Annotated in this window: 24 protein-coding genes; 11 read left to right on the top strand and 13 right to left on the bottom strand. The window is 59.3% G+C overall.

The window, feature by feature from the left end; all coding sequences use genetic code 11:
- Window positions 1-18: 18 nt before the first annotated feature.
- Together MMG91_RS04160 and MMG91_RS04155 are read right to left on the bottom strand one after the other, a co-directional pair.
- Window positions 19-1,122 (bottom strand): sugar phosphate isomerase/epimerase family protein, encoded by a 1,104-nt coding sequence (locus MMG91_RS04160; protein ID WP_310658833.1) that lies wholly within the window; start codon window positions 1,120-1,122, stop codon window positions 19-21.
- Window positions 1,119-2,285 carry a Gfo/Idh/MocA family protein gene (locus MMG91_RS04155; RefSeq protein WP_405046515.1) on the bottom strand — a complete coding sequence of 389 codons (1,167 nt, stop codon included), beginning with the start codon at window positions 2,283-2,285 and terminating at the stop codon, window positions 1,119-1,121. Before MMG91_RS04155 ends, MMG91_RS04160 begins: the two co-directional genes overlap by 4 nt.
- Window positions 2,286-2,485: 200 nt before the next feature.
- On the opposite strand from MMG91_RS04155, the gene MMG91_RS04150 reads away from it, so the two are divergent.
- Both MMG91_RS04150 and MMG91_RS04145 read left to right on the top strand, forming a co-directional pair.
- Window positions 2,486-3,487 carry a LacI family DNA-binding transcriptional regulator gene (locus MMG91_RS04150; RefSeq protein ID WP_310658832.1) on the top strand — a complete coding sequence of 334 codons (1,002 nt, stop codon included), beginning with the start codon at window positions 2,486-2,488 and terminating at the stop codon, window positions 3,485-3,487.
- Between the two features lie 10 nt (window positions 3,488-3,497).
- Window positions 3,498-3,995, top strand: coding sequence for a heme-degrading domain-containing protein (locus MMG91_RS04145; protein WP_310658831.1), 498 nt, complete (start codon window positions 3,498-3,500; stop codon window positions 3,993-3,995).
- 71 nt (window positions 3,996-4,066) lie between these two features.
- Here the strand turns inward: MMG91_RS04145 and MMG91_RS04140 are convergent, their stop codons facing one another.
- From MMG91_RS04140 to MMG91_RS04120, 5 genes are all read right to left on the bottom strand, one after another.
- Complete coding sequence (locus MMG91_RS04140; RefSeq protein ID WP_305502477.1) at window positions 4,067-4,720, bottom strand: peroxiredoxin; 654 nt, start codon at window positions 4,718-4,720, stop codon at window positions 4,067-4,069.
- 162 nt (window positions 4,721-4,882) lie between these two features.
- Window positions 4,883-6,295 carry a cytosine permease gene (locus MMG91_RS04135; RefSeq protein ID WP_310658830.1) on the bottom strand — a complete coding sequence of 471 codons (1,413 nt, stop codon included), beginning with the start codon at window positions 6,293-6,295 and terminating at the stop codon, window positions 4,883-4,885.
- Window positions 6,296-6,350: 55 nt separating this feature from the next.
- On the bottom strand, window positions 6,351-7,091 hold the full coding sequence (locus MMG91_RS04130) for a TorF family putative porin (RefSeq protein WP_310658829.1): 741 nt from the start codon (window positions 7,089-7,091) through the stop codon (window positions 6,351-6,353).
- A 111-nt stretch (window positions 7,092-7,202) separates the two neighbouring features.
- The gene (locus MMG91_RS04125) at window positions 7,203-8,945 is read right to left on the bottom strand and encodes an amidohydrolase (RefSeq protein ID WP_310658828.1); all 1,743 of its coding nucleotides are present in this window, start codon (window positions 8,943-8,945) and stop codon (window positions 7,203-7,205) included.
- An 18-nt stretch (window positions 8,946-8,963) separates the two neighbouring features.
- Window positions 8,964-10,832, bottom strand: a complete 1,869-nt coding sequence (locus MMG91_RS04120; protein WP_310658827.1) for an amidohydrolase — start codon at window positions 10,830-10,832, stop codon at window positions 8,964-8,966.
- Window positions 10,833-11,395: 563 nt separating this feature from the next.
- Here MMG91_RS04120 and MMG91_RS04115 point away from each other — a divergent pair.
- The 3 genes from MMG91_RS04115 (at window position 11,396) to MMG91_RS04105 (ending at window position 12,956) form a co-directional block, all read left to right on the top strand.
- Window positions 11,396-11,752: a DUF6124 family protein gene (locus MMG91_RS04115; protein ID WP_310658826.1), complete on the top strand. Its 357-nt coding sequence runs from the start codon at window positions 11,396-11,398 to the stop codon at window positions 11,750-11,752.
- 131 nt (window positions 11,753-11,883) lie between these two features.
- Window positions 11,884-12,459, top strand: a complete 576-nt coding sequence (locus MMG91_RS04110) for an antitoxin Xre/MbcA/ParS toxin-binding domain-containing protein (RefSeq protein WP_310658825.1) — start codon at window positions 11,884-11,886, stop codon at window positions 12,457-12,459.
- Entirely contained in the window at window positions 12,459-12,956 is a 498-nt protein-coding gene (locus tag MMG91_RS04105) for an RES domain-containing protein (RefSeq protein WP_310658824.1), read from the top strand. The genes MMG91_RS04110 and MMG91_RS04105 overlap by 1 nt, the downstream gene beginning before the upstream one ends.
- 68 nt (window positions 12,957-13,024) lie before the next feature.
- Here MMG91_RS04105 and MMG91_RS04100 read toward each other — a convergent pair whose 3' ends face one another.
- From MMG91_RS04100 to ggt, 3 genes are all read right to left on the bottom strand, one after another.
- Window positions 13,025-14,047, bottom strand: coding sequence for a LuxR C-terminal-related transcriptional regulator (locus MMG91_RS04100; RefSeq protein ID WP_310658823.1), 1,023 nt, complete (start codon window positions 14,045-14,047; stop codon window positions 13,025-13,027).
- Window positions 14,048-14,161: 114 nt separating this feature from the next.
- A complete protein-coding gene (locus tag MMG91_RS04095) occupies window positions 14,162-14,695 on the bottom strand; it encodes a cysteine hydrolase family protein (protein ID WP_310658822.1) in 534 nt (177 codons plus the stop codon).
- A 136-nt stretch (window positions 14,696-14,831) separates the two neighbouring features.
- A complete protein-coding gene (gene ggt, locus MMG91_RS04090; RefSeq protein WP_310658821.1) occupies window positions 14,832-16,559 on the bottom strand; it encodes a gamma-glutamyltransferase in 1,728 nt (575 codons plus the stop codon).
- A gap of 151 nt (window positions 16,560-16,710) precedes the next feature.
- On the opposite strand from ggt, the gene MMG91_RS04085 reads away from it, so the two are divergent.
- Window positions 16,711-17,229 carry a methylated-DNA--[protein]-cysteine S-methyltransferase gene (locus tag MMG91_RS04085; protein WP_310658820.1) on the top strand — a complete coding sequence of 173 codons (519 nt, stop codon included), beginning with the start codon at window positions 16,711-16,713 and terminating at the stop codon, window positions 17,227-17,229.
- 44 nt (window positions 17,230-17,273) lie between these two features.
- Here the strand turns inward: MMG91_RS04085 and MMG91_RS04080 are convergent, their stop codons facing one another.
- Window positions 17,274-17,867: an NUDIX domain-containing protein gene (locus MMG91_RS04080; RefSeq protein ID WP_305446130.1), complete on the bottom strand. Its 594-nt coding sequence runs from the start codon at window positions 17,865-17,867 to the stop codon at window positions 17,274-17,276.
- A 113-nt stretch (window positions 17,868-17,980) separates the two neighbouring features.
- On the bottom strand, window positions 17,981-18,418 hold the full coding sequence (locus tag MMG91_RS04075) for a hemerythrin domain-containing protein (protein ID WP_310658819.1): 438 nt from the start codon (window positions 18,416-18,418) through the stop codon (window positions 17,981-17,983).
- A 148-nt stretch (window positions 18,419-18,566) separates the two neighbouring features.
- Between MMG91_RS04075 and MMG91_RS04070 the strand changes: the two genes are divergently transcribed.
- Complete coding sequence (locus tag MMG91_RS04070; protein ID WP_310658818.1) at window positions 18,567-18,989, top strand: GNAT family N-acetyltransferase; 423 nt, start codon at window positions 18,567-18,569, stop codon at window positions 18,987-18,989.
- A gap of 147 nt (window positions 18,990-19,136) precedes the next feature.
- On the opposite strand, the gene MMG91_RS04065 is transcribed toward MMG91_RS04070, so the two are convergent.
- Complete coding sequence (locus MMG91_RS04065; RefSeq protein ID WP_305446133.1) at window positions 19,137-19,487, bottom strand: hypothetical protein; 351 nt, start codon at window positions 19,485-19,487, stop codon at window positions 19,137-19,139.
- Window positions 19,488-19,649: 162 nt separating this feature from the next.
- On the opposite strand from MMG91_RS04065, the gene MMG91_RS04060 reads away from it, so the two are divergent.
- The 4 genes from MMG91_RS04060 (at window position 19,650) to tusD (ending at window position 21,558) form a co-directional block, all read left to right on the top strand.
- Window positions 19,650-19,904: a hypothetical protein gene (locus MMG91_RS04060; RefSeq protein WP_008008546.1), complete on the top strand. Its 255-nt coding sequence runs from the start codon at window positions 19,650-19,652 to the stop codon at window positions 19,902-19,904.
- 2 nt (window positions 19,905-19,906) lie between these two features.
- Entirely contained in the window at window positions 19,907-20,236 is a 330-nt protein-coding gene (locus MMG91_RS04055; RefSeq protein ID WP_310658817.1) for a DUF6388 family protein, read from the top strand.
- A 28-nt stretch (window positions 20,237-20,264) separates the two neighbouring features.
- Window positions 20,265-20,969: a YoaK family protein gene (locus MMG91_RS04050; RefSeq protein ID WP_305446135.1), complete on the top strand. Its 705-nt coding sequence runs from the start codon at window positions 20,265-20,267 to the stop codon at window positions 20,967-20,969.
- Window positions 20,970-21,165: 196 nt separating this feature from the next.
- Window positions 21,166-21,558 carry a sulfurtransferase complex subunit TusD gene (tusD, locus tag MMG91_RS04045; protein ID WP_048396957.1) on the top strand — a complete coding sequence of 131 codons (393 nt, stop codon included), beginning with the start codon at window positions 21,166-21,168 and terminating at the stop codon, window positions 21,556-21,558.
- The last annotated feature ends 1 nt before the right edge of the window (window position 21,559 follow it).

Below are 21,559 nucleotides of genomic sequence, written 5' to 3'. Positions count from 1 at the left end.
AAGGGGCAAACAGGTTTTTCAGGCGTCGGGCAAACCCAATAGCCGCCGATTGAAACGTTCGTCGGACGCCACGCTGGCGAAATCGTCAAAGGCCTTTCGGGTTTTGCTGATCATGTGCTGCTGAATGAAGGCCGCGCCTTCTGCGGCGCCCTGCTCCGAATCCTTCAGGCAACACTCCCATTCCAGAACCGCCCAACCGGCAAAGTCGTACTGCGTCAATTTGCTGAAAATCGATTTGAAATCGATCTGCCCATCGCCCAGAGAACGGAAGCGGCCAGGCCGCTCTACCCAACCTTGATAGCCGCCGTAGACACCCGAACGGGCATCGGGCCGGAACTCGGCGTCCTTGACGTGGAACATGCGGATGCGCTCGTGGTAGCGATCGATGAAGCCCAGATAGTCCATTTGCTGAAGCAGCAGGTGACTCGGGTCGTAGAGGATCGCGGCGCGCGGATGGTGATCGACGGCCTCAAGAAAACGCTCGAACGAGGCGCCGTCGTGCAGGTCTTCGCCGGGATGGATCTCGTAGCAGAGGTCGACGCCGGCTTGCTCGAAACAATCGAGGATCGGCAACCAGCGCCTGGCGAGCTCGGCGAACCCTTGCTCGACCAGACCGCTCGGACGTTGCGGCCACGGGTAGACATAGGGCCAGAGCAGCGCACCGGAAAACGTCGCGTGCGCCTTCAACCCCAAGCGTTGGCTGGCGCGCGCGGCGAGCTTCAACTGATCGATGGCCCACTCGGTTCGAGCCTGAGGCTGGCCGCGCAACTGCGCGGGGGCGAAGTCATCGAACAACGTATCGAACGCCGGATGCACCGCTACCAGTTGGCCCTGCAGATGCGTCGACAGCTCGCTGATTTCGACACCCGCCTGGGCGCAGACGGCTTTCAACTCGTCACAGTAATCCTGACTGTCGGCGGCGCGCGCCAGGTCGATGTATTGCGTGCCCAGGGTCGGCAATTGAATGGCCTTGTAACCCTGCGCTGCGGCCCAGCGGGCAATGTTGGCGAGCGTGTCGAAGGGCGCTTCGGCGGACATGAACTGCGCGAGGAAAATACCCGGGCCGCGCAGGCCTGCCGGTGTTGGGGAGGTGTGGTTCACGGGAGGGTTCTCCGGATTCATGGGTTGCAGATCAGTTCGGTCCACTTCGCGTCGCCGCGATGATTGGCGACCACCGCCTCGATGAACGCCATGCCACGCAACCCGACTTCGATGCCCGGCACGCCGGGAGCATCATTGCCTTCGATGTTGCTGCGGATCGCGGTGGCAAAATCACCATAGAGATTGGCCATGGCCTCGAGATAACCTTCGGGATGCCCGGCAGGCAAACGCATGCGCTGGCTGGCGGCCTCGCATAACCAGGGCTGACCGACACCGGAACGAAGGATGCTCAACGGTTGATCGAGGGAGCGATGGATCAGGCTTGCAGGCTCTTCCTGACGCCACTCCAGCCCGCCCTTGTCGCCATAGACGCGGATCTTCAACGGGTTCTCTTCGCCAGCGCAGACCTGGCTGGCGATCAACACCCCGCTGGCCCCGGCGGCCATCTTGAACAGCATCGCCGCGTCGTCATCCAGTTGCCGCCCGGCAACGTGCGAGCCCAAGGTTGCGCACACCTGTTCGATGGGTTGGTCCGCGACGAATTCGGCCAGTGAAAAGGCATGGGTGCCGATGTCGCCAATGCAGCCGCCCAGCCCGGACTGCTCGGGCTGATCGCGCCAACTCGCCTGCTTGTTGCCCTGCCCGGCCACATCCCGGCTCAGCCAGCCCTGCGGGTACTCGACGATGACCTTGCGCACCGCGCCGATCACGCCGGTACGCACCATCTTGCGCGCCTGCCAGACCATCGGATAACCCAGATACGTGTGGGCCAGTCCATAGAGGCGGTCGCTGCTTTTCACCACTGCCTTGAGCGCCAGTAGTTCGGACAGATTCAGTGCCGCGGGTTTTTCGCTGAACACATGAAAACCCGCGCTCAGTGCCTGGCTGGCGATCGGCGCGTGCAAGTGATTGGGCGTGACGATGACCAACAGCTCCATGCGCTGGTCGGCAGGCAATGCGCGCTCGCTATCGAGCATCAGTTGCCAGTCGCTGTAGCAGCGTGAGGCGGACAATCCCAGCGCGGCGCCGGTGTCCTGATTGTTGCGGGCGTCTCGGCTGAAGGCACCGCACACCAGTTCAAAACGACCATCGAGGCCGGCGGCCTGGCGGTGGGCTTTGCCGATGAAGGCGCCCTCGCCGCCCCCGACAAACCCCATTCTTATTTTTGCCGTTGCAACATTCATCGCGAATTTTCTCTTGTTCGGGGCGGATTAGTGCTCAGGTTTGGCTATGATGTAACCGGTTACATCATGCCGGGAATTTAGGCTCAGTTACTTCAGGTGTCAAACCCGGGATTAAAAATGAAGGTCATTTCAGCGCACGGCCGGACTGCGGTAAGCTCGCCGGCCATGTTTACATCTGCCGGTTCGATAACGAGGTCGTCTTGTCCAATATCCGTGAAGTAGCCCGGCTGGCCGGCGTCTCGGTGGCCACCGTGTCCAGAACGCTGAAGTCGCCCGAGCGCGTACTCCCCGAAACCCGAGACAAGGTCAATGCAGCCGTGGAACAGGCCGGCTACCGGCCGAACCTCATGGCCGTGCAGTTTCGTTCGCGCAGAACCGGCAACCTGGTGATTCTGGTCCCGGCCATCGCCAACACATTTTTCGCACGGGTGATCAGCGGTGCCCAACAGGCGGCACAGGCGGCCGGTTACCGCCTGCTGCTGTGCGACACCCAGGGTCGCGAGGAAATCGAACGGGAATTTGCCGCGCTGGTGTACGCCCACCAGGCCGACGGCGTGATTCAGTTGCGCGCCTACGACCCGTTTGAATCGCCCTTCCCGCATGGCGAGTCACTGCCTTTGGTCAATGCCTGCGAGGTGATTCAAGGCGGGCGGCATCCGACGATCAGCCTCGACAACCGGGCGGCGGCCAAGGCCATGACGGAGCATCTGATCGATCTGGGTCATCGCCGGATCGGCCTGATCAAAGGCCCGAAAAGCAGCCCGCTCACACGCGACCGTGTGGCCGGCTATCAAGATGCATTGCATCAGGCCGGTATCGAGCCGGCCCCACAATTGATCTGCCACGGGGACTTCACGTTGAAGGCCGGTTTTGATGGTGCGGGAATGCTGCTGGATTTGCCCGACCGTCCGACCGCGTTCTTTTGCGAAAACGATGAAATGGCAATCGGTGCATTGAAGCGCATCAAACAACAAGGTTTGCGGGTACCCGACGATATTTCGTTGGTCGGCTTCGATGACATTCCATTCGCGGCCTACTGTGATCCGGCGTTGACGACCATTGCGCAACCCGCCGAAATCTTTGGCCAAAAAGCCGTTGAAATGCTGATCGCCCTCATTGAAAAAAAGCCCATCCCGGACCGCCATGTGGTGCTGCCGTTCACATTAACCGTGCGTAACAGTACGACCGCCCGAAAGGGATGAGGGAGAAATCATGGACATCAAAACCGACCTGCAACGCATCGCGCTCCAGGAAGAAACCCTGAAATTTGAGCGCTTCGACAAAGCGACGGCCTGGGACTTGGGCACCCGTTTGAAAACCGCCTGCGAGGAGCAAGGCGTGTCCACCACGATTGAGGTCAGGCTGGCGCGGGACACCGTGTTTTTCTACTCGATGCCGGGAACCTCCGCCAGCAATGCCGACTGGGCACGACGCAAGCGAAATGTCGTAGAACTGATGGAACTCAGCTCATACCGCGTAGGCCTGTCTTTTAAGCTTCAGGGCGATTCACTCGAAAGTTTGATGGGGTTGCCCCTGCGTGATTACGCCGATCATGGGGGCAGCTTCCCGGTGTCGGTCAAGGACGTAGGGTGCATTGGCGCCGTCACCGTTTCAGGGCTGCCCCAGCGTGAGGATCATGCCCTGGTGGTTCAAGTGTTGGCACAGATGTGTGGGGCCGACCCGAGCGAACTTGCGCTCGAGGACGAGTAGCCTGCAGTCGCCACCGAGTCTTGCCCATCAATGCCCGCGCAGGCGGGCATTGGGGTCTCCCAACGAATCGGTTACTTCGGTTGCGCCACCGTGCGCAGATAAGGTTTCAGCGTTTTGAAGCCATCCGGATACTTCTTCCTGGCGTCCTCATCGGAGACCGAAGTGGGAATGATCACGTCCTCACCCGGACGCCAGTTCACCGGGGTCGCAACCGTGTGCTTGGCATTCAACTGCAGAGAATCGAGCAGACGCAGCACTTCATCGAAGTTGCGCCCGGCACTCATCGGGTAGATCAGCATCGCCTTGACCTTTTTGTCCGGGCCGATGATGAACACTGAACGCACCGTGGCGTTGTCCACGGCAGTCCGTGCGCCCCCACTGGCATTCGGATGAATCATGTCGTAGAGCTTCGCCACCACCAGGTTCTCGTCCCCGATCATCGGATAGTTGACCGCATGCCCCTGGGTCTCTTCGATGTCTTTGGCCCAGGCCTGATGGTTACTGACAGGGTCGACGCTGAGCCCCACGATCTTGGTGTTGCGCTTATCGAACTCCGGCTTGAGCCCCGCCATGTAGCCGAGCTCCGTGGTGCACACCGGGGTGAAGTCCTTGGGGTGCGAAAAAAGAATCGCCCACTTGTCGCCGATCCACTCGTGGAAATGCAGCGGGCCTTCGGTGCTTTCGACGGTAAAGTCCGGGGCTTCGTCGCCAATACGGATTGCCATGATTGTTCTCCTTACTGTTGAGTCGTAGGGAAGCCGCTGGCTGCTGTTCCAACGGCGCTCAGGATCTGCGTTGAACCTGCCAACGCGGATCAGTATAGGAGACGCTTGAACACAAGGTAGTTATCGTCGCGCCCACTCTACAGCCCTTGATCGACGGGGCCTTCAAGCCTTCGAGTTACTTTCGACCGACACAGCAAGCCCCGATGTCCTGGCCACCCAGTAATAGAGAATGCCCGGTACCACCAGCCCGACGATCCAGGAAATATCGACGCCGCCAAGCTGCGCGACCATCGGTCCGGAATAGAAGTGCGTGTCGACAAAAGGTAGCTGAACCAACACACCGAAGACGTACACGCTGATCCCCAACACATTCCAGCGGCCATAACGCCCCGCCGGGTCGGACAACGCGGGAATGTCATAACGCTCTTTGTTGACGAAGTAATAATCCACCAGGTTGATCGCGCTCCACGGCGTGAAGAAGGTCAATAAGAACAGGATGAAGTATTTGAACGTCGTGAGAAACGAGTGCTGCCCCAGCAATGCAAGCGCGGTCGACGCCCCGACAATCGCCAGCACAAACAGCATGCGTTTGCCGGCGGATATCTCGAAGCCACGACGCAAGCCACTGATAATGGTGGCCATGCACATGAAGCTGCCATAAGCGTTGAGGGTCGACACCGTGACCTTGCCGAACACCACGCTCAAATACAGCAAGGAAGCGATCACACCGCTACTGCCCAACCCAACGATGGTGGCGACTTCATGCCCGCGAAAACCCGGGCCCGCCAACGCAGCGGCGAACACCCCCAGCACCATGGAAGCCTGCGCGCCCAGCACCGTCCCCAGGCCTACGGCGGTGAAGGTCTTCCAGGACGAAGTATTGCTCGGCAGGTAACGTGAGTAGTCAGCCACATAAGGGCCAAACGCGATCTGCCAGGACGCGGAAAGGGATACCGCCAGCAGGAAAGTGCTCCAGCCGAAATGGCGATTTTCCAGCAACAGACCGATGTCGTTGAGCGTCATCAATCGGGTAAACAGATAGACGAAAGCAATGATGCCCAGCACGCTGGCCACCCGTCCGACCAAGTGGATGACCCGATAACCGAAGATCGTCAGAAACGCGATGCAGGAGGCGAAAATCAGAATTCCGGCGCTGTCGCTAACGTTGATCAGCTGAGCAATGGCCTGCCCCGACAGTACCGCGCCGGTGGCGCTGAAACCGAGGTACATCAGGCACACCAGCACAATCGGGATCGCCGCCCCATAGACGCCGAACTGCACACGACTGGAGATCATCTGCGGCAGCCCAAGCTTCGGCCCTTGTGCCGCATGCAGGGCAACCACCGCACCGCCGAGCAACTGGCCGATCAGCAAACCAATCAGTGACCAGAACACATCGCCGCCCAGCACCACGGCCAGCGCGCCGGTGACGATCGCGGTGATCTGCAGGTTGGCGCCGAGCCACAGGGTGAACTGACTGTAGAGGCTGCCATGACGCTCGGCCTCGGGAATGTAATCGATCGAACGTGTCTCGATCAGGGGACTTCGCTGCTGACTATCGCTGACCTTGGTCATTAAGGTGCTTTCCTGTGAAGAACAGTTTGTTGTTTTTATCGTGTCGGCTTGAACACTAGAAGGCCTTGCTGGCACTGGCTACCACGGTGGCAGTGCATAGATCGCCATAGCCGTACCAGCTCGCGCATTCGCTTTTCGACAGGTCGGTATCGATGTAGCTGAGGCCCCAGGTCACGCCGACGAAATCACGGGTCAGTTTGGCTTCCCACTCGGTGTAGGCATCACGGCTTTCACCGTTGGAGGACCAGAAAGCCGGGTCTTTGACATCGTTGCGACCCACGCGCAGGTCCAGGCCGATCTCGGCCGGCAATTCGATTTTGTAGCTGAGGTAGGTGTAAAGGGTGTCCTGGTCCTCGCCAAAGAAGTTCGGCGTATCGTTTGAGTAGTTGGCGCCGAGCTTCACGCCATAAACATCAAGGATGGCGTAGACCTCACTCAGGTTGAATTGGCCTTCCTTTGGATAGTCGTACTTGAGGTACCCCAGATCGAGACTGATTGCCTCGGTCGCCTGCCAGTAGTAGCCCGCGTAGTACTCGAGTTCCTGCCGGGTCTTGTAGGGGCCGCCGAAATCGACATTCGAGGTCCAGGCGCCAACGTACAAGCCGCTGCTGTGCACCAGCGTGGCGCCGGCCTGAACTGCCGGATCCCCCAGGGTTTGCGAAATGCCACGCGTGCGGTAGTCACTGACAACGCCCAGGGTCATGTCGAGGCTGAAGTTGTCGTTAAGTGTCAGTGCCTGGCTGGTCAGGGGAGCCAATACAAGGCTGGCAAGGGTCAATGCTGAGCGTACGTTCATACAAGTCTCTTGTTTTTATGGATCAGCGGGTGATTTCGGGCATGGCGTTGCCCAGCCCCTCGCAATGCGAGGGGCTGGTGCATTTTTCTGGGTGCTGCCGGCGGGTAGTCGTCAGGACGCGGGCGCGTAAACCTGCTTGCCAGCGAAGAAAGTCTTCAGGACCCTGGTGTCGAACAGCTCGTCGTCGCTGACCTTGAACACATCGCGGTCGAGGATGATCAAATCGGCCTGTTTGCCGGGCGCCAGCGAGCCAATCTGTTGCTCCAGTCGCAGGACTTTGGCGGCATTGAGGGTATAGGCGTACAACATGGTCTGGCGATCAATGCTTTCATTGGCATTCAACACCCCCAGCGGCCCTTTGCGAGTGCTGGCCTGGGCGATGGCATTCCACGGGTTGGGGCTGGACACCGGCCAGTCACTGCCACCGGCGATGACCGCACCGGCGTTATGCAGGGACCTGGCGGGATACTGGTAACCGTAAGCAAACGCGCTGATATACGGTTTGACCAACTCCACCGTGTAAGACTCGCCGGTAGCCCACAGCAGCTGCATGGAAGCGATCACGCCAAGCTGCTTGAAGCGCGGGAATTCCTTTGGATTGACCAGTTGCAAGTGGGTAATGCTGTGGGCCATCGGTGTCGGGTTGAGCTTGCGCGCGTATTCAATGCCATTGAGTGACTCACGTACGGCGCGGTCGCCGACCGCATGCGTGTGCACAATCCAGTCACGCTTCTCCGCCGCGACTACCAACTCACCAAAGTGTGCCGGGTCGATCAGCAACTGACCGTTTTTTTGACTGTTGGTGAACGGAACAATCACCGCTGCCGTCTGCCCCGGAAACTCCAGAACGCCGTCCGCAAAGACCTTGATGCCAGGGAAGCTCAGGTTGGGCACGCCCTCGAATTTCTTCATCACCTTGGCCAGCACCTCCAAGTCCGCCGGCCGGCTTTTTGGGTTGGCCAGCAACAGAGCTGCGACGTGGGCATTGAGCTCGCCCTTCTCTGCCAGTTCACGGTAAAGCGGTAGAACTCCGTAGCTCTGCTCGGTGGCCTGGAAATCGAACAGCGAATCACCACTTCCGGCATTCGCTGCCGCGTCCATCCAGGCGGTAACGCCATATTGATTATTGACCTTCACCGCCTCGCGGGCAGCCTTCAACATGACCTCGTTGCCGGGCGCGGGGATCTGACTGCGTACCTTGTCCCAGCGCGACTCGGCGAACAAACCATTGGGGGTGAAGTCCGCTGCGTGCCCCACGAAACTGCGGTCCTGCTCCGACAGGCCTTTTACCAGTGCCGCGTCGATCTTCAGACGCTTGAGCATCGCGTTGTTGGCCCAACCGGTATGCCCGTCAATCCCGCTGAGGACCACCGGTTGGTCCGCCCAGCGGCCCTGATTGAAGCGCTGACCGAGCTCGCGGCTTTTCTCCCAATAGGCCGAACTCACCCCGGCAATGCTGATCACGTCACCCGCCCGTGCACGCCCCGCTTCATCCTGCTCGATTACCCATTGCTCGAGTTCCGGCAACGGCTTTACCTCATCCAGCAGGTTAGCCCCTTGGCTGTTGAAGGCCGCAACGACCGGGTGGCTATGGGTATCAATCATTCCAGGCATCAGTACTTTGCCCGCCAGATCGATTCGTTGCGTCTGGGCATCGGCCAGGGCGTTGATCTCGGCATCGCTGCCCACTTTAAGAATCTTGCCGTCTTGCACCGCCACGGCCTGAACCAGTGCTTGACCGGGTTCGGCGGTAAAGACCTTGCCATTGAACAGCACAAGATCAGCGGCAGCCATGGCCTGCACCGAAGAAATGGCCAGGGCTGCGGCCAACAGGTTGGGAATGAATAGTTGCATCGGAACACTCTCTTGTTTTTATTGGGCAGCTCGGGATGTGGAAGCTTGTGACAATGCCTTCGGATCAAGTCCAACGAACGGCGCCTTGGCCCACACGACCTTGCCGCCGACCATCGTCAGCAGTACCTCGTTTCGGCCCAGTTCATCCTCCGGCACCTGCATGAAGTTCTTGTCCAGCACGATCAAGTCGGCGAACTTGCCCACTTCGACCGAACCGACGACAGCGTCCAGTTTCAGTTGCTCGGCGGCGTTCATGGTGATGGTGCGCAGCACGTCAGTGCGCGACAGCGCCGGGTCGGCATTCAACCTGCCCGCATACTTGGGGCCGTAGCTGTGCGGGTTCAGTGGATCGCCTGAACGGGTGACACCGATCTTCAGCGCCAGGAACTCATCGAGCGGGTCGACGGGCCAATCGCTGCCATAAGCAACCCGGCCGCCAGCGCGGCTGATGCTGCCCGATGGCTCCATGCGGGCAAAACGCGCAGGCCCGAGATGATCGCTGGTGCCGTCGACCGTGGACGGCGCCTGCTGGGCCCACTGGAACGACATGTTGGCGGTCACATCAAGCGCCTTGAAACGTGAGTAGTCGGCGGGGTCCACCGATTCGGCGTGAGTAATGGCTGGACGAAAGCCATTGTCAGGCAGTTGCTGGCGCACGTATTCGATACCGTTCAACGAGTCACGCACCGCTCGGTCCCCGGTGGCGTGAAGGTGCGGATCGAGGCCGGCCCGCACCGCTTGCAACAGCAACGGATTGAGCACTTGCGGCGGGTAGTAAAGCTCACCGGTATTCTTGCCAGGCGTCCACTTGGGCGCGGCATCGGTGCCGGCATTGCGCAAGTACGGCGTCAACATTGCCCCGGTATCCGCTGGAGCGTTGATGATGCCGTCCATGAACAATTTGACGTGACGCATGCTCACACCCGGCGCGACTTTGGCTTCGCCCTGGTCATAGGTGCTGGCCAATGCCTTGGCCTCGGCGATGGTTTTCGCCGGGTCTGCCGCGGCCGCGGCAGGGTCGAGTTTGATCGCCAGCAAGGCCCGTGCGGTCAGCTCGCCCGACTGTTGCAGGGTGGTAAACGCTTTGCCATTTTCAGGTCCCGACAAGGCATCGAAGAAACTGGTGATGCCTTGCTGGCGCATGGCGTCGAGCGCCGCCCGGGTCTGGTTGAGTTTTTCTGCGTCGCTGGCCGGCGGCACCACGGCAGCCATGGCATCGGCGGCACCGTCTTCGCAAATACCGGTCGGGTTGCCGGCGCTGTCGCGCACGTATTTGCCATCCCCCGGATTGGCCGTGTGCTTGTTGATGCCCGCGACCGCCAGACCGCGAGAGTTTGTCAGCACGGTATGGAAGTCGGTGGAACGGACCTGAATCGGGCGATGGGTCTTGAGTGCATCGAGCGTCGACTTGTCGGGATCGCCGTCGAGCCCGGTCATGCCCATGCGGTCCCAACTGCCCACTTCAAGCCAGACATCCGGGCCCTTGCCCTTGTCGGCATCCAGACACGCCTGAATGGTTTCCTGGAAAACCTTGCGGGTCATCGTCTGGTATTTCAGGTCGCACAACGTCATGGCGCGACCGCCGTCCCCCGGATGCATGTGCGCATCGACGAAGCCCGGCATTAACATGCGCCCCGCCAGATCGATCAACTGTGTCTGCGTGCCGATGTACGAGGCAACGCCTTCATCGCTGCCGACATAGACGATCTTCCCGCCCGTAACGGCGATCGCCTGCTGCACGGAGTTCTTGCCATCGACGGTGTAGACATAGCCGTTGCGCATCACCATGTCAGCGGGTGTCGAACCCTGTGTCTGACACCCCACCAGCGCCATGCAGGAAAATGCCGTTGTCGACGCAACGGCGATAAACAGCCTGGAAAATTTCAACTGCCTCACCTCTATTTTTATAGTTTTGGAAGTGGCCCGAACAGACGGCCGCAAGCCTCTGATATGCAGGGCATACCCTATAGGGCGCGGGCGTCGGATGGACCTCTACAAATGAGGAGGGGTGAGGCAATTAAATGACAGGGATCCGTTCTGGTGTAGAGGCGGAACCTGTGGGAGCGGGCTTGCTCGCGAAGACGGCGGCGCAGTCAACATTGATCGAAGAGGCTTGTTTAAAAGACCTCAAAGTTACGTCCTGAAAGCTACAAAACCTTGCGCCGTTGCCTACGGCTGCACCAGAATCCGCCGGCTTGTGCGCTTTGGGGTCACTCGGTAACTTGATTCGTGTCACTGCTCATCAGTGATCGGGTTTAGCAGCCCGTCGTGACGAAGCGCATTTGCATCCAGACAGTCAGGTCATTTCATGCCTGCACTTTATGGTAGCTGTGCGCAGGGCGCCCTCGGGCGCGCCGGATTCGTCTCCGCCGGTCTGCTAACCTGCACACAGCTGCCACCTTCGTTTAGCAGCGATTCGGTGATGGCTCCAAATTGTTGGAGACGTAAATATGTTCAAGGTAACGCCAAACCCGCCAGACGCCGATCCGATATCCCCATACGAACCCGATTCAAAAAAACTCAACGAGGCCGCCGAGCGGGCTCTGAACTTCCACTTCCCGTCGAATGCCGACATCAAAGCCACCGAGCGTAAACCCAGCAAGATGTTTGCCGTGGACCCAGAAGCCACAGCCGAAACCCTGGCGGTTTTTTTGGTTGAGACGCTGGCTTCGGTCGATGTGATGGTCCATCAGTTGGTGGATCATCTGGAGGGTGAATCGCGCTACGCCCTGCTGGGCATTTCAAACAGCATCATGGTGGCGGAGATCACCGCGAACCGGGTGCTGGATAAAATCGATACGCCTTAGAAACGTGAGCTCCACTCCCCTTGTAGGATCGCCGCACCGCTCGCTCCTATAAGGGACGCGTTGTTGGATTAGGTCTTTTCTGCCATTTGGCACTATAGTTTATGCCAGATGACAAAGCGGCGGAGGCTGCCATGAGCGCCAAGAAAAAAGATGTCGTAGTCGACGAGGCAGGCAAAGATGCCAGCCCAAAAAGAAAGGTTAAACCACGCGAATCCGATGTTGCCGTAACCGTCTTGAGTAATGGCGAGCGTGCGGTGAAGGTGAAAATGCCGGGGTCGAGTCGCGTGCCCCCAATGGTTGCGGTCTTGCTTTCTGGAAGAAATAGCGATGATCGTATGGAGATTTACAGGGCCGTTAAAAACGGTTTCCCGCTGCAGTCGGTGCTCGATATGATCGAAAACAGCGAGGTGTATAAGCAACGCGGCGTGCTGTCGAAAATCGTTGGTGCATCTGATCGCACGCTAGCGCGGCGGTTGAAAACGCCCAATGAAGCGTTGACCGCGGAGCAAAGCACGCGAGCGCTCAACTATGCGGAGGTCTTGGAAAAGGCAACGGAGGTGCTGGGTTCGCGTGAGCTTGCCGAGCAGTGGATGGTCAAACCTGCACGGGGCCTGGATGGTGAAATCCCCATCGACCTGATTTCAAATTCGGTCGGGTATGAGTTGGTGACTGACTTTCTGACGCGCATTGAGTATGGGGTCTATTGATGGCTAAAGACCCTTTGAGCAGTGAGATTCACTTCTGGCGCCTTGATCCTGCTGAGTATGCCCCCTCCTGGAATTCGGGTATTGGCGCTGAAAAAGTGGGTGGGCGCTGGACCCCTAAAGGTATGGCCACGGTTTATGCAGCCCTGGATGCCTCTACGGCCATCCTTGAAGTTGCGGTGCATAAGGATTTCGACGCGCTGGATTGCAAGCCCCATCGTCTTACCCAGGCCCGAGTCCTGAACCCGTCCAGGATTTATGTGGTGCAGCCCGAAAGCATCGCAAACTCTAATTGGCTGGTACCAGGTACCCCAAGTCGCAGCCAGCAACAGTTCGGTGCGGACCTGTTAAGTGTGTACCCCTTTGTGTTGGTCCCTTCCAGTGTCTCGCCGCATAGCTGGAATTTGTTGATGAACCCGCAATTGGCTAATGGGTTGTACGAGTTGGTGTTGCAAGAGCCTTTTGCCCTTGATGGGCGGCTTAATAAGCCTTCGTCTTAAAGGTGCCTTCGCGGGCAAGTCGGATCGCCGCCCCGCTCGCTCCTACAGAGAGCGCGTTGTAGGCGGATTTAATCGCGGCGCGGCGCATCGGCGAGCGAGGTCGCTGAACGCAGCACCGAACCCAGTTCCACCTTGCTCTTCACGCCCAGTTGCAGGTAGCAGTTGCGCAGATAAGTGCGCACTGTCGCAGGACTCAATTCAAGGATTTTGGCAATTTCCTTGTAGGAATGACCGGCGGCGAACAGCATCGCTGCCGTTCGCTCGCGTGGCGCAAGCATCGCCCCGCGCGACTGGGCTTCGAGCGACAGGATGACGTGTTCGGCGTTAGGGCTCAGTGTCAGGGCGCAGCGGCCCAGGCGGATGGCGCAGGGTGCCTTTTGCAGTTGCGCGATCACCTGCGCGGGAAGCATTGAACCGTTCCAGCCGGGTAACTCACGTTCGATGGCTGCACACAGCGTTGCCCCCACGTACAGCAAGCTGCCGTCCATGCGCGCGACGCCAAAGTCAGACGCCCCGTTGCCTGTGTCGAAGCGAATCATGTCCTGCACCTGGAATCGCCATAGCTGCAACAGGTGGTCGCAGAAGGCCGAAAACAGATCGGCCTCGCTGTCGTTGAAAACCGAGGCATCAATGCCTCGGTAGAGACAGACGAAGAACATCATGCCGCTTTCGGGTAACTCGAAGGTGATGCACATCAGGTGGTAGAGGCCGTGGCGCCGGGCGAACGCGTTCACTTCTTCATTGGGGTCGGTGAAACCGCTGTCGCGCACGACCTCACCGGGTCGACTCATGGTGTCATGGGAGAATTTGTCGTTGCGCGCACACGTGTGCCACTCGGCGGCAAACGACTCGGGCAGATTGATTCGCCCGTGCATCCAGTTTCTGGGCGAAACATCGACGCCTGACCCAGACATCTCGCCCCACCAGGCCGAAGCGAAGGGCACCAGTTGGCTAAATGCCTGCAAGCCGTCGGTGATAAACCGGGATGCACCGCGATCCCGGGCAAGACGCCCCAAGTGCAATACGCAAAGATTGAATGCCTGCAATGTTGCCATCGACGCCTTGGCGCCGACTTCATCACCCTCCTCCATCGTTCTGATCCTGTTTGCTACATGGCGTATTATTTTTTTGACCATGCCATAGGCGCAGCGATTGCGTCCAGCCCCAGGCGCGCACGCTCGCTCGCCACGGGGCTGGCGGTGTTTTCAAACTTTGATTTCACTGGCCGGCATCACATCGATCCGCGCCACGGAGCCGGTCAGGTGCGCCAGATCCTTGTTGTGTTCGGCGATGATGTCTTCGGCGCTCATCATGCCGTTGTCGATGGTGGAATGGGCGTCGGCCACCAGCACAACGTCGTAGCCCAATTGATGCGCCTGACGGACGGTGGCGTTGACGCAGTAGTCGGTTTGCAGGCCGCAGATGATCAGGCGGTCGGCGTCCAGCTCTTGCAGCTGTTCATGCAAGTGGGTCTGGTAAAACGAATCCGGGGTGGTTTTGCGCAGCCGCAGGTCTTGAGGTGAAGTTTTCAGACCATCGGCCAGTTGCCAGCCTTCGCCGCCGTATTGCAACAGGTCGCCCTCTTCTTCGTGCTGGATCAGGATGACCGGGATGTCGGTGTCCCGGGCTTTGGTGCTGAGATCGTTGATGGTTTCGATGACGCCTTTGATGTCGAAGCATTCATACTCGCCGGTGCACAGCGCGCGTTGGACATCAATGATCAGGAGTGCGGTGCTCATGGCTTCCTTCCTTAGATAGGTCGGTACAACGATGGAATTCAACTCCCTTTTCGAGCATGTAGCAGCTGTCGAGGCAGCATTCGAGGATCGGAGATCAGGGCCACCCGGGGAGTTCGGGTGGCCCCGATCGCCTGTTTCAGTAACCGAGTGACAACCCGGTATTACGCCGTGGATCGTTCGCTCCATAGAAGCGGTTCTTGCCCACTGGCTTGCCTTCCAGCGAAGGCGCACCTACCAGAATAGCTGCGATATGGTTAGGGTCCTGCGGCCCGGCAAATTTGTGCCCCCAGCTTTCGAGCATCTTCTTCGTGTCCGGGCTGGTGGCGAAGTTTTCCAGGTTGGTTTCTTCCGGCAACCACTGTTGGTGGAAACGCGGCGCATCTACTGCTTCCTGGATGTTCATGCCGTAGTCGATCACGTTGAGGATGGTCAGCAGGGTCGCGGTGATGATGCGGCTGCCACCGGGAGTGCCAACGACCATGACGACTTTGCCGTCCTTGGTGACGATGGTCGGGCTCATGGACGACAGCGGCGCTTTGCCGGGGGCGATGGCGTTGGCTTCGCCCTGCACCAGGCCGTACATGTTCGGCACGCCGATTTTCGAGGTGAAGTCGTCCATTTCATCGTTGAGGATGACCCCGGTTTTGCTCGCCATGACGCCAGCGCCGAACCAGTCGTTGAGGGTGTAGGTCACCGACACCGCGTTGCCCCATTTGTCGACGATCGAGTAATGGGTGGTGTTGCTGCCTTCATGGGGCGCTACGCCGGGTTTGATCTCGCGGGATACGCCAGCCTTCTGCGGGTCGATGACTTCGCGGATTTTGGTCGCGTAGTTTTTATCCAGCAAATGGGCGATCGGATTTTTCACGAAGTCCGGGTCGCCGAGGTAGCTGTTGCGGTCCACATACGCGTGGCGCATCGCTTCGATCTGGTAGTGCATCGCCTGAGCCGAGCGGAAGCCCAGCTCTTTCATCGGGTAGCCGTCGAGGATGTTCATGATCTCGCAGATCACCACGCCACCGGAGCTTGGTGGTGGTGCCGAGACCACGTGATAGCCGCGGTAATCGCATTCGATCGGCGCCAGTTCACGGGTCTGGTATTTGTCGAGGTCGGCCTGGGTGATGATGCCCTTGTTGGCCTGACTGGAGGTGACGATGGCGTCGGCCACCCAGCCTTTATAGAAACCGTCAGCACCCTTCTCGGAAATTTCCCGCAGAGTTTTGCTCAAGTCTTTTTGTACGAGTTTCTGGCCCACCTGCATCGGCTCGCCATTGCTCAGGAAGATCGAGCCCGAGTCGCGCATGTCTTTCTTGAAGACGTCGGTGGCGTACTCCAGCAAGTCGACATCGCCCTGCTCCAGCACAAAACCGTCTTCGGCAAGCTTGATCGCCGGGGCGATCACTTCCTTGCGGGGTTTGGTACCGTATTTCTTCAGGGCCAGTTCCATGCCCGAAACGGTGCCCGGCACGCCAACGGCAAGGTGGCCGCGGGTGCTCAGGTCCGGGATGACGTTGCCCGCTTTGTCGAGGTACATGTCGGGGGTCGCGGCCAGCGGGGCTTTTTCACGGAAGTCGAGGAAGGTCTTGCGCCCGTCCGCCAATTGAATCGTCATGAAACCGCCACCGCCCAGGTTCCCCGCCGCGGGGTACACCACCGCCAGCGCATAACCCACCGCAACGGCGGCATCGACGGCGTTACCGCCATTCTTGAGCACATCGACGCCGACGTGGCTGGCCAGATGCTGGGCGGTGACAACCATGCCGTTTTCGGCTGCGACCGGGGCGACGGAGGCCGCGTGGGCCGTCAGGCAACTCAGCGCCAATGCGGTTGCCACGAGCGATCGGGTAAAAGGTTCGAACTTCATGAGTCGGCCTCTTTTTGTTTTTAGGTTCTGTTCAAGAACAGGGGGAACGGTTCAAGAGCAGTAGGCAAGTATGGCTGGGATTGCGTATTGCGCCTCCCCGACGAGGCAGTATGCTGGGCCCCTGTTCAACACTTTTACGGAGTCCGCGGGCATGTCCTACACCTTCACCACCCTGGCGTCTCCGGTCGGCGAATTGAAATTGGTGGCGAAAGGCGCACGACTGGCGGCCATCCTCTGGGAAAACGACAAACCGGGCCGGGTAAGGCTGGGGCCGATGACGGAAGCAGCGGACAACCCGATCCTGCTGCGCACCGTACAGCAGCTGCAGGAATACTTCGCCGGCACGCGTAACCGTTTCGAACTGGAACTGGATTTTGCCGGGACGGAATTTCAGCAGAAGGTGTGGCAGGCGCTACTGACCATTCCGTTTGGCGAGACGCGCAGCTACAGCGAGATTGCCCGGCAGATCGGCAATCCCAGTGCGGTTCGTGCGGTGGGGGCGGCTAATGGCAAGAATCCGATTTCGATAGTCGCGCCGTGTCATCGGGTGATCGGTGCGTCGGGGAAACTGACGGGGTTTGCCGGTGGGCTTGAGGCTAAGGAACGGCTACTGACACTGGAAGGGTACGAGTGCCACGGGGCTGGCAGGATAAATGATTTGTTTATCTGACGGCCCCTACAAAAAGACAGGGAACCTAAATCGCCGCCCGCAGCTCAAACCGCTCCGAAGACATCCTTCATCGCCGCATACTGCAGCAGCATGATGGTCTTGGCATCGCAGATCTCCCCGCGATAAAACGCCGCCAGCGCCTCGTCGAACTTCCACTCCAGCACTTCCAGTTCTTCGGTTTCTTCCTCCAGCCCGCCGCCATCACTGACTTTCGAAGACGCGTCGTACTCGGCGATGAAGAAATGCAGCTTTTCAGTCACCGAACCGGGGCTCATGTAGGCTTCGAAAACCTTCTGCACATGGTGGACGCGATAGCCGGTTTCCTCTTCGGCTTCAGCGCGAATGCGCTCTTCAGGCGCAGCGCCCTCCAGCAGCCCCGCCGCTACTTCAATCAGCAACCCGTCATGGCCGTTGACGAACACCGGTAACCGGAACTGGCGGGTCAGCACGACGGTTCTCTTCTCGCGGTTGAACAGCAGGATCGCAGCACCATTGCCGCGGTCATAGACCTCACGAGTCTGACGCTGCCAGTCGCCGTTGTTGCGCAAGTAATCGAAGGTGATTTTCTTCAGCAGATACCAGTCGTGGGACAGCACCTGGGACTCGATGATGTTGACCCGCTCGGCTGTGTTCGACATGACAATCCATCCTTATGTTCGTCAGAAAGCGTCCATGGTAGGCGAAAACAGAAAAGCCCGGCGACTGCCGCAATGCTGTTCATTTAGGTGAACAGCATTGCGGCGCTTTCCCCTCAGGAAAGTTGCGCCTTGTATTCTTTCTGATACTGCCCGGCGAGGGTTTCTTTCTGTTGGTCGTCGAGCAACTTGCCGGCCATCTGGAAGAACTTCTGCTCCTCCTCTTTCAAGTGGTGATGGACCTTCTCCGAGAGCTTTTTCGCCGTTGCCAACCAGGACGGACTGGACATTTCGGTCGCATCCAGCGCTTCCATCATCTCGTCCATTTCGTGGTGTTCGGAGATGGCATGGCGGCTAAGGTCCACGCCGTTGTCGAACTCCATCAACGGCATGTAAAAATGGCGTTCTTCAGCAGTTGCGTGGGCCTGAAGCTCGGATTTGAGCCGCTTGTAAGCCTCGACCCGTTCCGGGGTGTCGCCACGGGTTTGAATCAGTGCATCGGCATAGCTTCGCTGACGGTCGTGGCTTTCGCGCAAGGCTTCAAAAATGTTCACGGGCTGTCCTCACTGGGTGTGTTCAGCAATGATGCTGTTCAGGCTAGACATTCCCGGAGCCCCGGGGGTTCCTTGGGGCGGCGAGGGCTAGAACAATCGCCGCAACCGGGATAGGCTCCGTGTTCACTGCCATAAGGATGTGTAGCCTATGACCCTGCGAATCGAATTGTCGAAAAATGCCACTCAGGAGGAGCGCGAGGCGATCCTCACACCGCTGCGCGCCTACAACGCCGCAAAGGCCGGGGCCACGGTGTCGGAGCAAATTGCTTTGCTGGTACGCAATGACAGCGACGAGATTCTCGGCGGGCTTTATGGCCGAGTGTTTTACCAGTGGTTTTTCATTGAGTTGTTGTCGGTGCCTGAGCTGGCCCGGGGACAAGGGATGGGCTCGAAGCTGATGCAGATGGCCGAAGACCTGGCGCGGGAAAAGGAATGCATCGGGATCTGGCTGGACACCTTCGACTTCCAGGCGCCAGAGTTTTACAAGAAGCACGGCTACAGCGAGTTGGGGCATATTGCCGACTACCCGCCGGGCCACAAGCGCTTCTTTTTCCAGAAGCGTTTGGGCTGATTAAAACGCAAAACCCTGTGGGAGCGAGCTTGCTCGCGATAGCGGCGGGTCAGTCGAAATCAATGTCGAATGACAAACCGCCATCGCGAGCAAGCTCGCTCCCACAGGAACTGCATCTGCCCAACAACCGGTGCACTAGGTGCCTGCTTACAAACAGGTCGCCAACGCCGCCAAACGGCGCTTGGCGACAAAATCGTCATGCTGCGCGTAGTAGCTCAACGCTGTGCCCGAGGCATCGGTGGTCACGTCCACGAAGGACTCGGCCGAACGGGTGTAGACCGTCGAGCCACTTTTCTTGCCCGGCTGCAAATACGCGCCCGCATCGACGCCGAATACCGCCTCGTCCTGCCAGGCAAATTGCACGCACTGGGCGACGACTTTTTCCGGTTTGTCCGAGGTCAGGGTTTTGTACGGGGTTTTGGTGCGGGCGTCATTCATCGCCGATCCGGCGCAGCCCGCCAGCAAGGTTGCGGCCAGCGCCACCATCAGAATTCGCATTGCGTTCGCTCATCAGGAAAAAGCGGACTGTATCACCGCGGCGCGGCTTATCGTTCTGCTTTACTTCATTTATACCGCGACACCGCGCAACGATTCGCGCACCCTGTCGCGCCATTAACGCCGCATCGCCCATTTTTCCGGGCGCATTTTTCTGGAAAGGTCATGACACCCAACGCCGAATACTACAAACCGACCGCTGAATACGCCGACAAACTGATCAGCCAGATCGGTCAGACGCCTTCCTGGATCGCCAAGCGAATTGGCGTCACCGACAAGCGGATTCGCTACATTCTTGATGGCGAAAGAACCGTCAAAGGCGAAACCACGCCCATCCAGATGACCTACCCCGAGCAGTTTGCCCTCGAGTGTCTGGCCGCGGCCGCCAAGGCAAGCAAAAAGCAGTCTTCTAAGGAGTGACCATGGCGGCAACCGGACAGCAACACGAGCAGGCGCTGAAAAAGTTTCTCGATGAGCGTCCTGCGCTGCGCGTCGAACTGGATAACCTGAATCCACTGTTGGCCCAGGCCAAGGGCGTGACGGCCGCGCAGTACCGCGACGAGCGCTTGCATGAAGCGTTCGAAGCCGAGGCTGAGCGCCTGGGTTTGTTTGCCTGGGAGCTGACGTTGCAACTGACCGCCGCCACGCCTGAGGATTACCAGGCCCAACGCCTGGAGGTGCATAAGGAAGTCGCGGAGATGGCCGGCATGGACTGGCTGGAGTATTGCGAGTTATATGGGTTAACCAAATAATCATCGCTGCTCAAGGAAGTCCTCTTCAATGCTCCCTTCTCCTTCAGGCGCCCGGGCCACGCCGGGCCATCTGCATACTCACAAATGGCGCGGACGCATCGGCCTGTCGATGGTCGCCAGTTTGTCGGTCCTCGCCGGTATGACCGATGCCATCGGCTTCATGGCCAGCGGCGACTTCGTGTCCTTCATGAGCGGCAACACCACCCGCCTGGCCGTGGCGATCAGCGATGGCGACCTCGGGCTGACCCTGCGCCTGGTAATCCTCGTGGCCACATTCGTCGCCGGCAACGCCCTGGGCATTGTCGTCAGCCGTTTCGGAGGTCGTCGGGCGTTGCCGTTGCTGCTGTGCATCGCCACCCTGCTCTGTGGCGCAGCGGCCTGGCCCTACGAAACGCAATTGCCGGCGCTGCTGGCGACGATCATCGCCATGGGCATGCTCAATGCCGCCGTGGAAGAGGTGAATGGACTGCCGGTCGGCCTGACCTACGTCACCGGCGCGCTGTCGCGGTTCGGCCGTGGGCTGGGACGCTGGATGCTTGGCGAGCGGCGCAATGGCTGGCGGGTGCAGTTGGTTCCGTGGACCGGGATGTTTGCCGGCGCGGTGATTGGGGCTTTACTGGAGCATCATCTGGGGCTCAAGGCGCTGTTTGTCAGCGGGCTGCTGGCCGGGGCGCTGGGGTTGCTGTCGTTGAAGATACCGCGGCGTTGGCAGTTGGGTTATATGCCGCGCTGAATTTTGTATCGACTGTTTGGGCCTCATCGCGGGCAAGCCCGCTCCCACAAAGATTTGTGTGATGCCGAAGATTGCAGCTTCACTACATAACCTGTGGGAGCGGGCTTGCCCGCGATGGCGGTCTACGAGTAAACGCCCTTCGCCGCCCCGCCCATAAAGCTTTATCATGGCCGCAGTTTTGCTGATCGAGCCCGTCATGAAATTCGCCATCGCGCTGTTTTCCGCCGCCCATGCGCCCTCCTCGCGCCGCGCCTTACTGTTCGCCCAGGCCGCGCTGGCCGGCGGGCATGAGATTGTCCGGCTGTTTTTCTATCAGGATGGCGTCTACAACGCGTCCGGCAGCGTGGTCACGCCTCAGGATGAGCAAGACTTGCCCAAGCAATGGCGCAACTTTGTCACTGAGCATCAACTCGATGGCGTGGTCTGCATCGCCGCCGCCCTGCGACGTGGGGTGTTGAACGAGGAAGAAGCCCAGCGCTATCAGCGTGAGGCGGTAGCGGTCGGCGCGCCGTGGGAATTGTCCGGCCTCGGCCAGTTGCATGACGCGGTGCAGGACGCTGACCGCTTGATCTGTTTCGGAGGCGCGTGAG

Source organism: Pseudomonas sp. JL3 (genome assembly GCF_031570575.1).
GTDB lineage: Bacteria > Pseudomonadota > Gammaproteobacteria > Pseudomonadales > Pseudomonadaceae > Aquipseudomonas > Aquipseudomonas cucumis.
The sequence above is the reverse complement of the archived record's forward strand: the minus strand, read 5'-3'. Positions and strand labels throughout refer to the sequence as shown.

Coding starts and splice junctions, on each gene's coding strand:
- MMG91_RS04125 (WP_310658828.1), bottom strand. CDS start 8,945: ATGCAACTATTCATTCCCAACCTGTTGGCCGCAGCCCTGGCCATTTCT.
- MMG91_RS04160 (WP_310658833.1), bottom strand. CDS start 1,122: ATGAATCCGGAGAACCCTCCCGTGAACCACACCTCCCCAACACCGGCA.
- MMG91_RS04065 (WP_305446133.1), bottom strand. CDS start 19,487: ATGCGAATTCTGATGGTGGCGCTGGCCGCAACCTTGCTGGCGGGCTGC.
- MMG91_RS04085 (WP_310658820.1), top strand. CDS start 16,711: ATGTCCTACACCTTCACCACCCTGGCGTCTCCGGTCGGCGAATTGAAA.
- MMG91_RS04070 (WP_310658818.1), top strand. CDS start 18,567: ATGACCCTGCGAATCGAATTGTCGAAAAATGCCACTCAGGAGGAGCGC.
- MMG91_RS04110 (WP_310658825.1), top strand. CDS start 11,884: ATGAGCGCCAAGAAAAAAGATGTCGTAGTCGACGAGGCAGGCAAAGAT.
- ggt (WP_310658821.1), bottom strand. CDS start 16,559: ATGAAGTTCGAACCTTTTACCCGATCGCTCGTGGCAACCGCATTGGCG.
- MMG91_RS04130 (WP_310658829.1), bottom strand. CDS start 7,091: ATGAACGTACGCTCAGCATTGACCCTTGCCAGCCTTGTATTGGCTCCC.
- tusD (WP_048396957.1), top strand. CDS start 21,166: ATGAAATTCGCCATCGCGCTGTTTTCCGCCGCCCATGCGCCCTCCTCG.
- MMG91_RS04100 (WP_310658823.1), bottom strand. CDS start 14,047: ATGGAGGAGGGTGATGAAGTCGGCGCCAAGGCGTCGATGGCAACATTG.
- MMG91_RS04155 (WP_405046515.1), bottom strand. CDS start 2,285: ATGAATGTTGCAACGGCAAAAATAAGAATGGGGTTTGTCGGGGGCGGC.
- MMG91_RS04105 (WP_310658824.1), top strand. CDS start 12,459: ATGGCTAAAGACCCTTTGAGCAGTGAGATTCACTTCTGGCGCCTTGAT.
- MMG91_RS04115 (WP_310658826.1), top strand. CDS start 11,396: ATGTTCAAGGTAACGCCAAACCCGCCAGACGCCGATCCGATATCCCCA.
- MMG91_RS04135 (WP_310658830.1), bottom strand. CDS start 6,295: ATGACCAAGGTCAGCGATAGTCAGCAGCGAAGTCCCCTGATCGAGACA.
- MMG91_RS04080 (WP_305446130.1), bottom strand. CDS start 17,867: ATGTCGAACACAGCCGAGCGGGTCAACATCATCGAGTCCCAGGTGCTG.
- MMG91_RS04095 (WP_310658822.1), bottom strand. CDS start 14,695: ATGAGCACCGCACTCCTGATCATTGATGTCCAACGCGCGCTGTGCACC.
- MMG91_RS04050 (WP_305446135.1), top strand. CDS start 20,265: ATGCTCCCTTCTCCTTCAGGCGCCCGGGCCACGCCGGGCCATCTGCAT.
- MMG91_RS04055 (WP_310658817.1), top strand. CDS start 19,907: ATGGCGGCAACCGGACAGCAACACGAGCAGGCGCTGAAAAAGTTTCTC.
- MMG91_RS04060 (WP_008008546.1), top strand. CDS start 19,650: ATGACACCCAACGCCGAATACTACAAACCGACCGCTGAATACGCCGAC.
- MMG91_RS04140 (WP_305502477.1), bottom strand. CDS start 4,720: ATGGCAATCCGTATTGGCGACGAAGCCCCGGACTTTACCGTCGAAAGC.
- MMG91_RS04145 (WP_310658831.1), top strand. CDS start 3,498: ATGGACATCAAAACCGACCTGCAACGCATCGCGCTCCAGGAAGAAACC.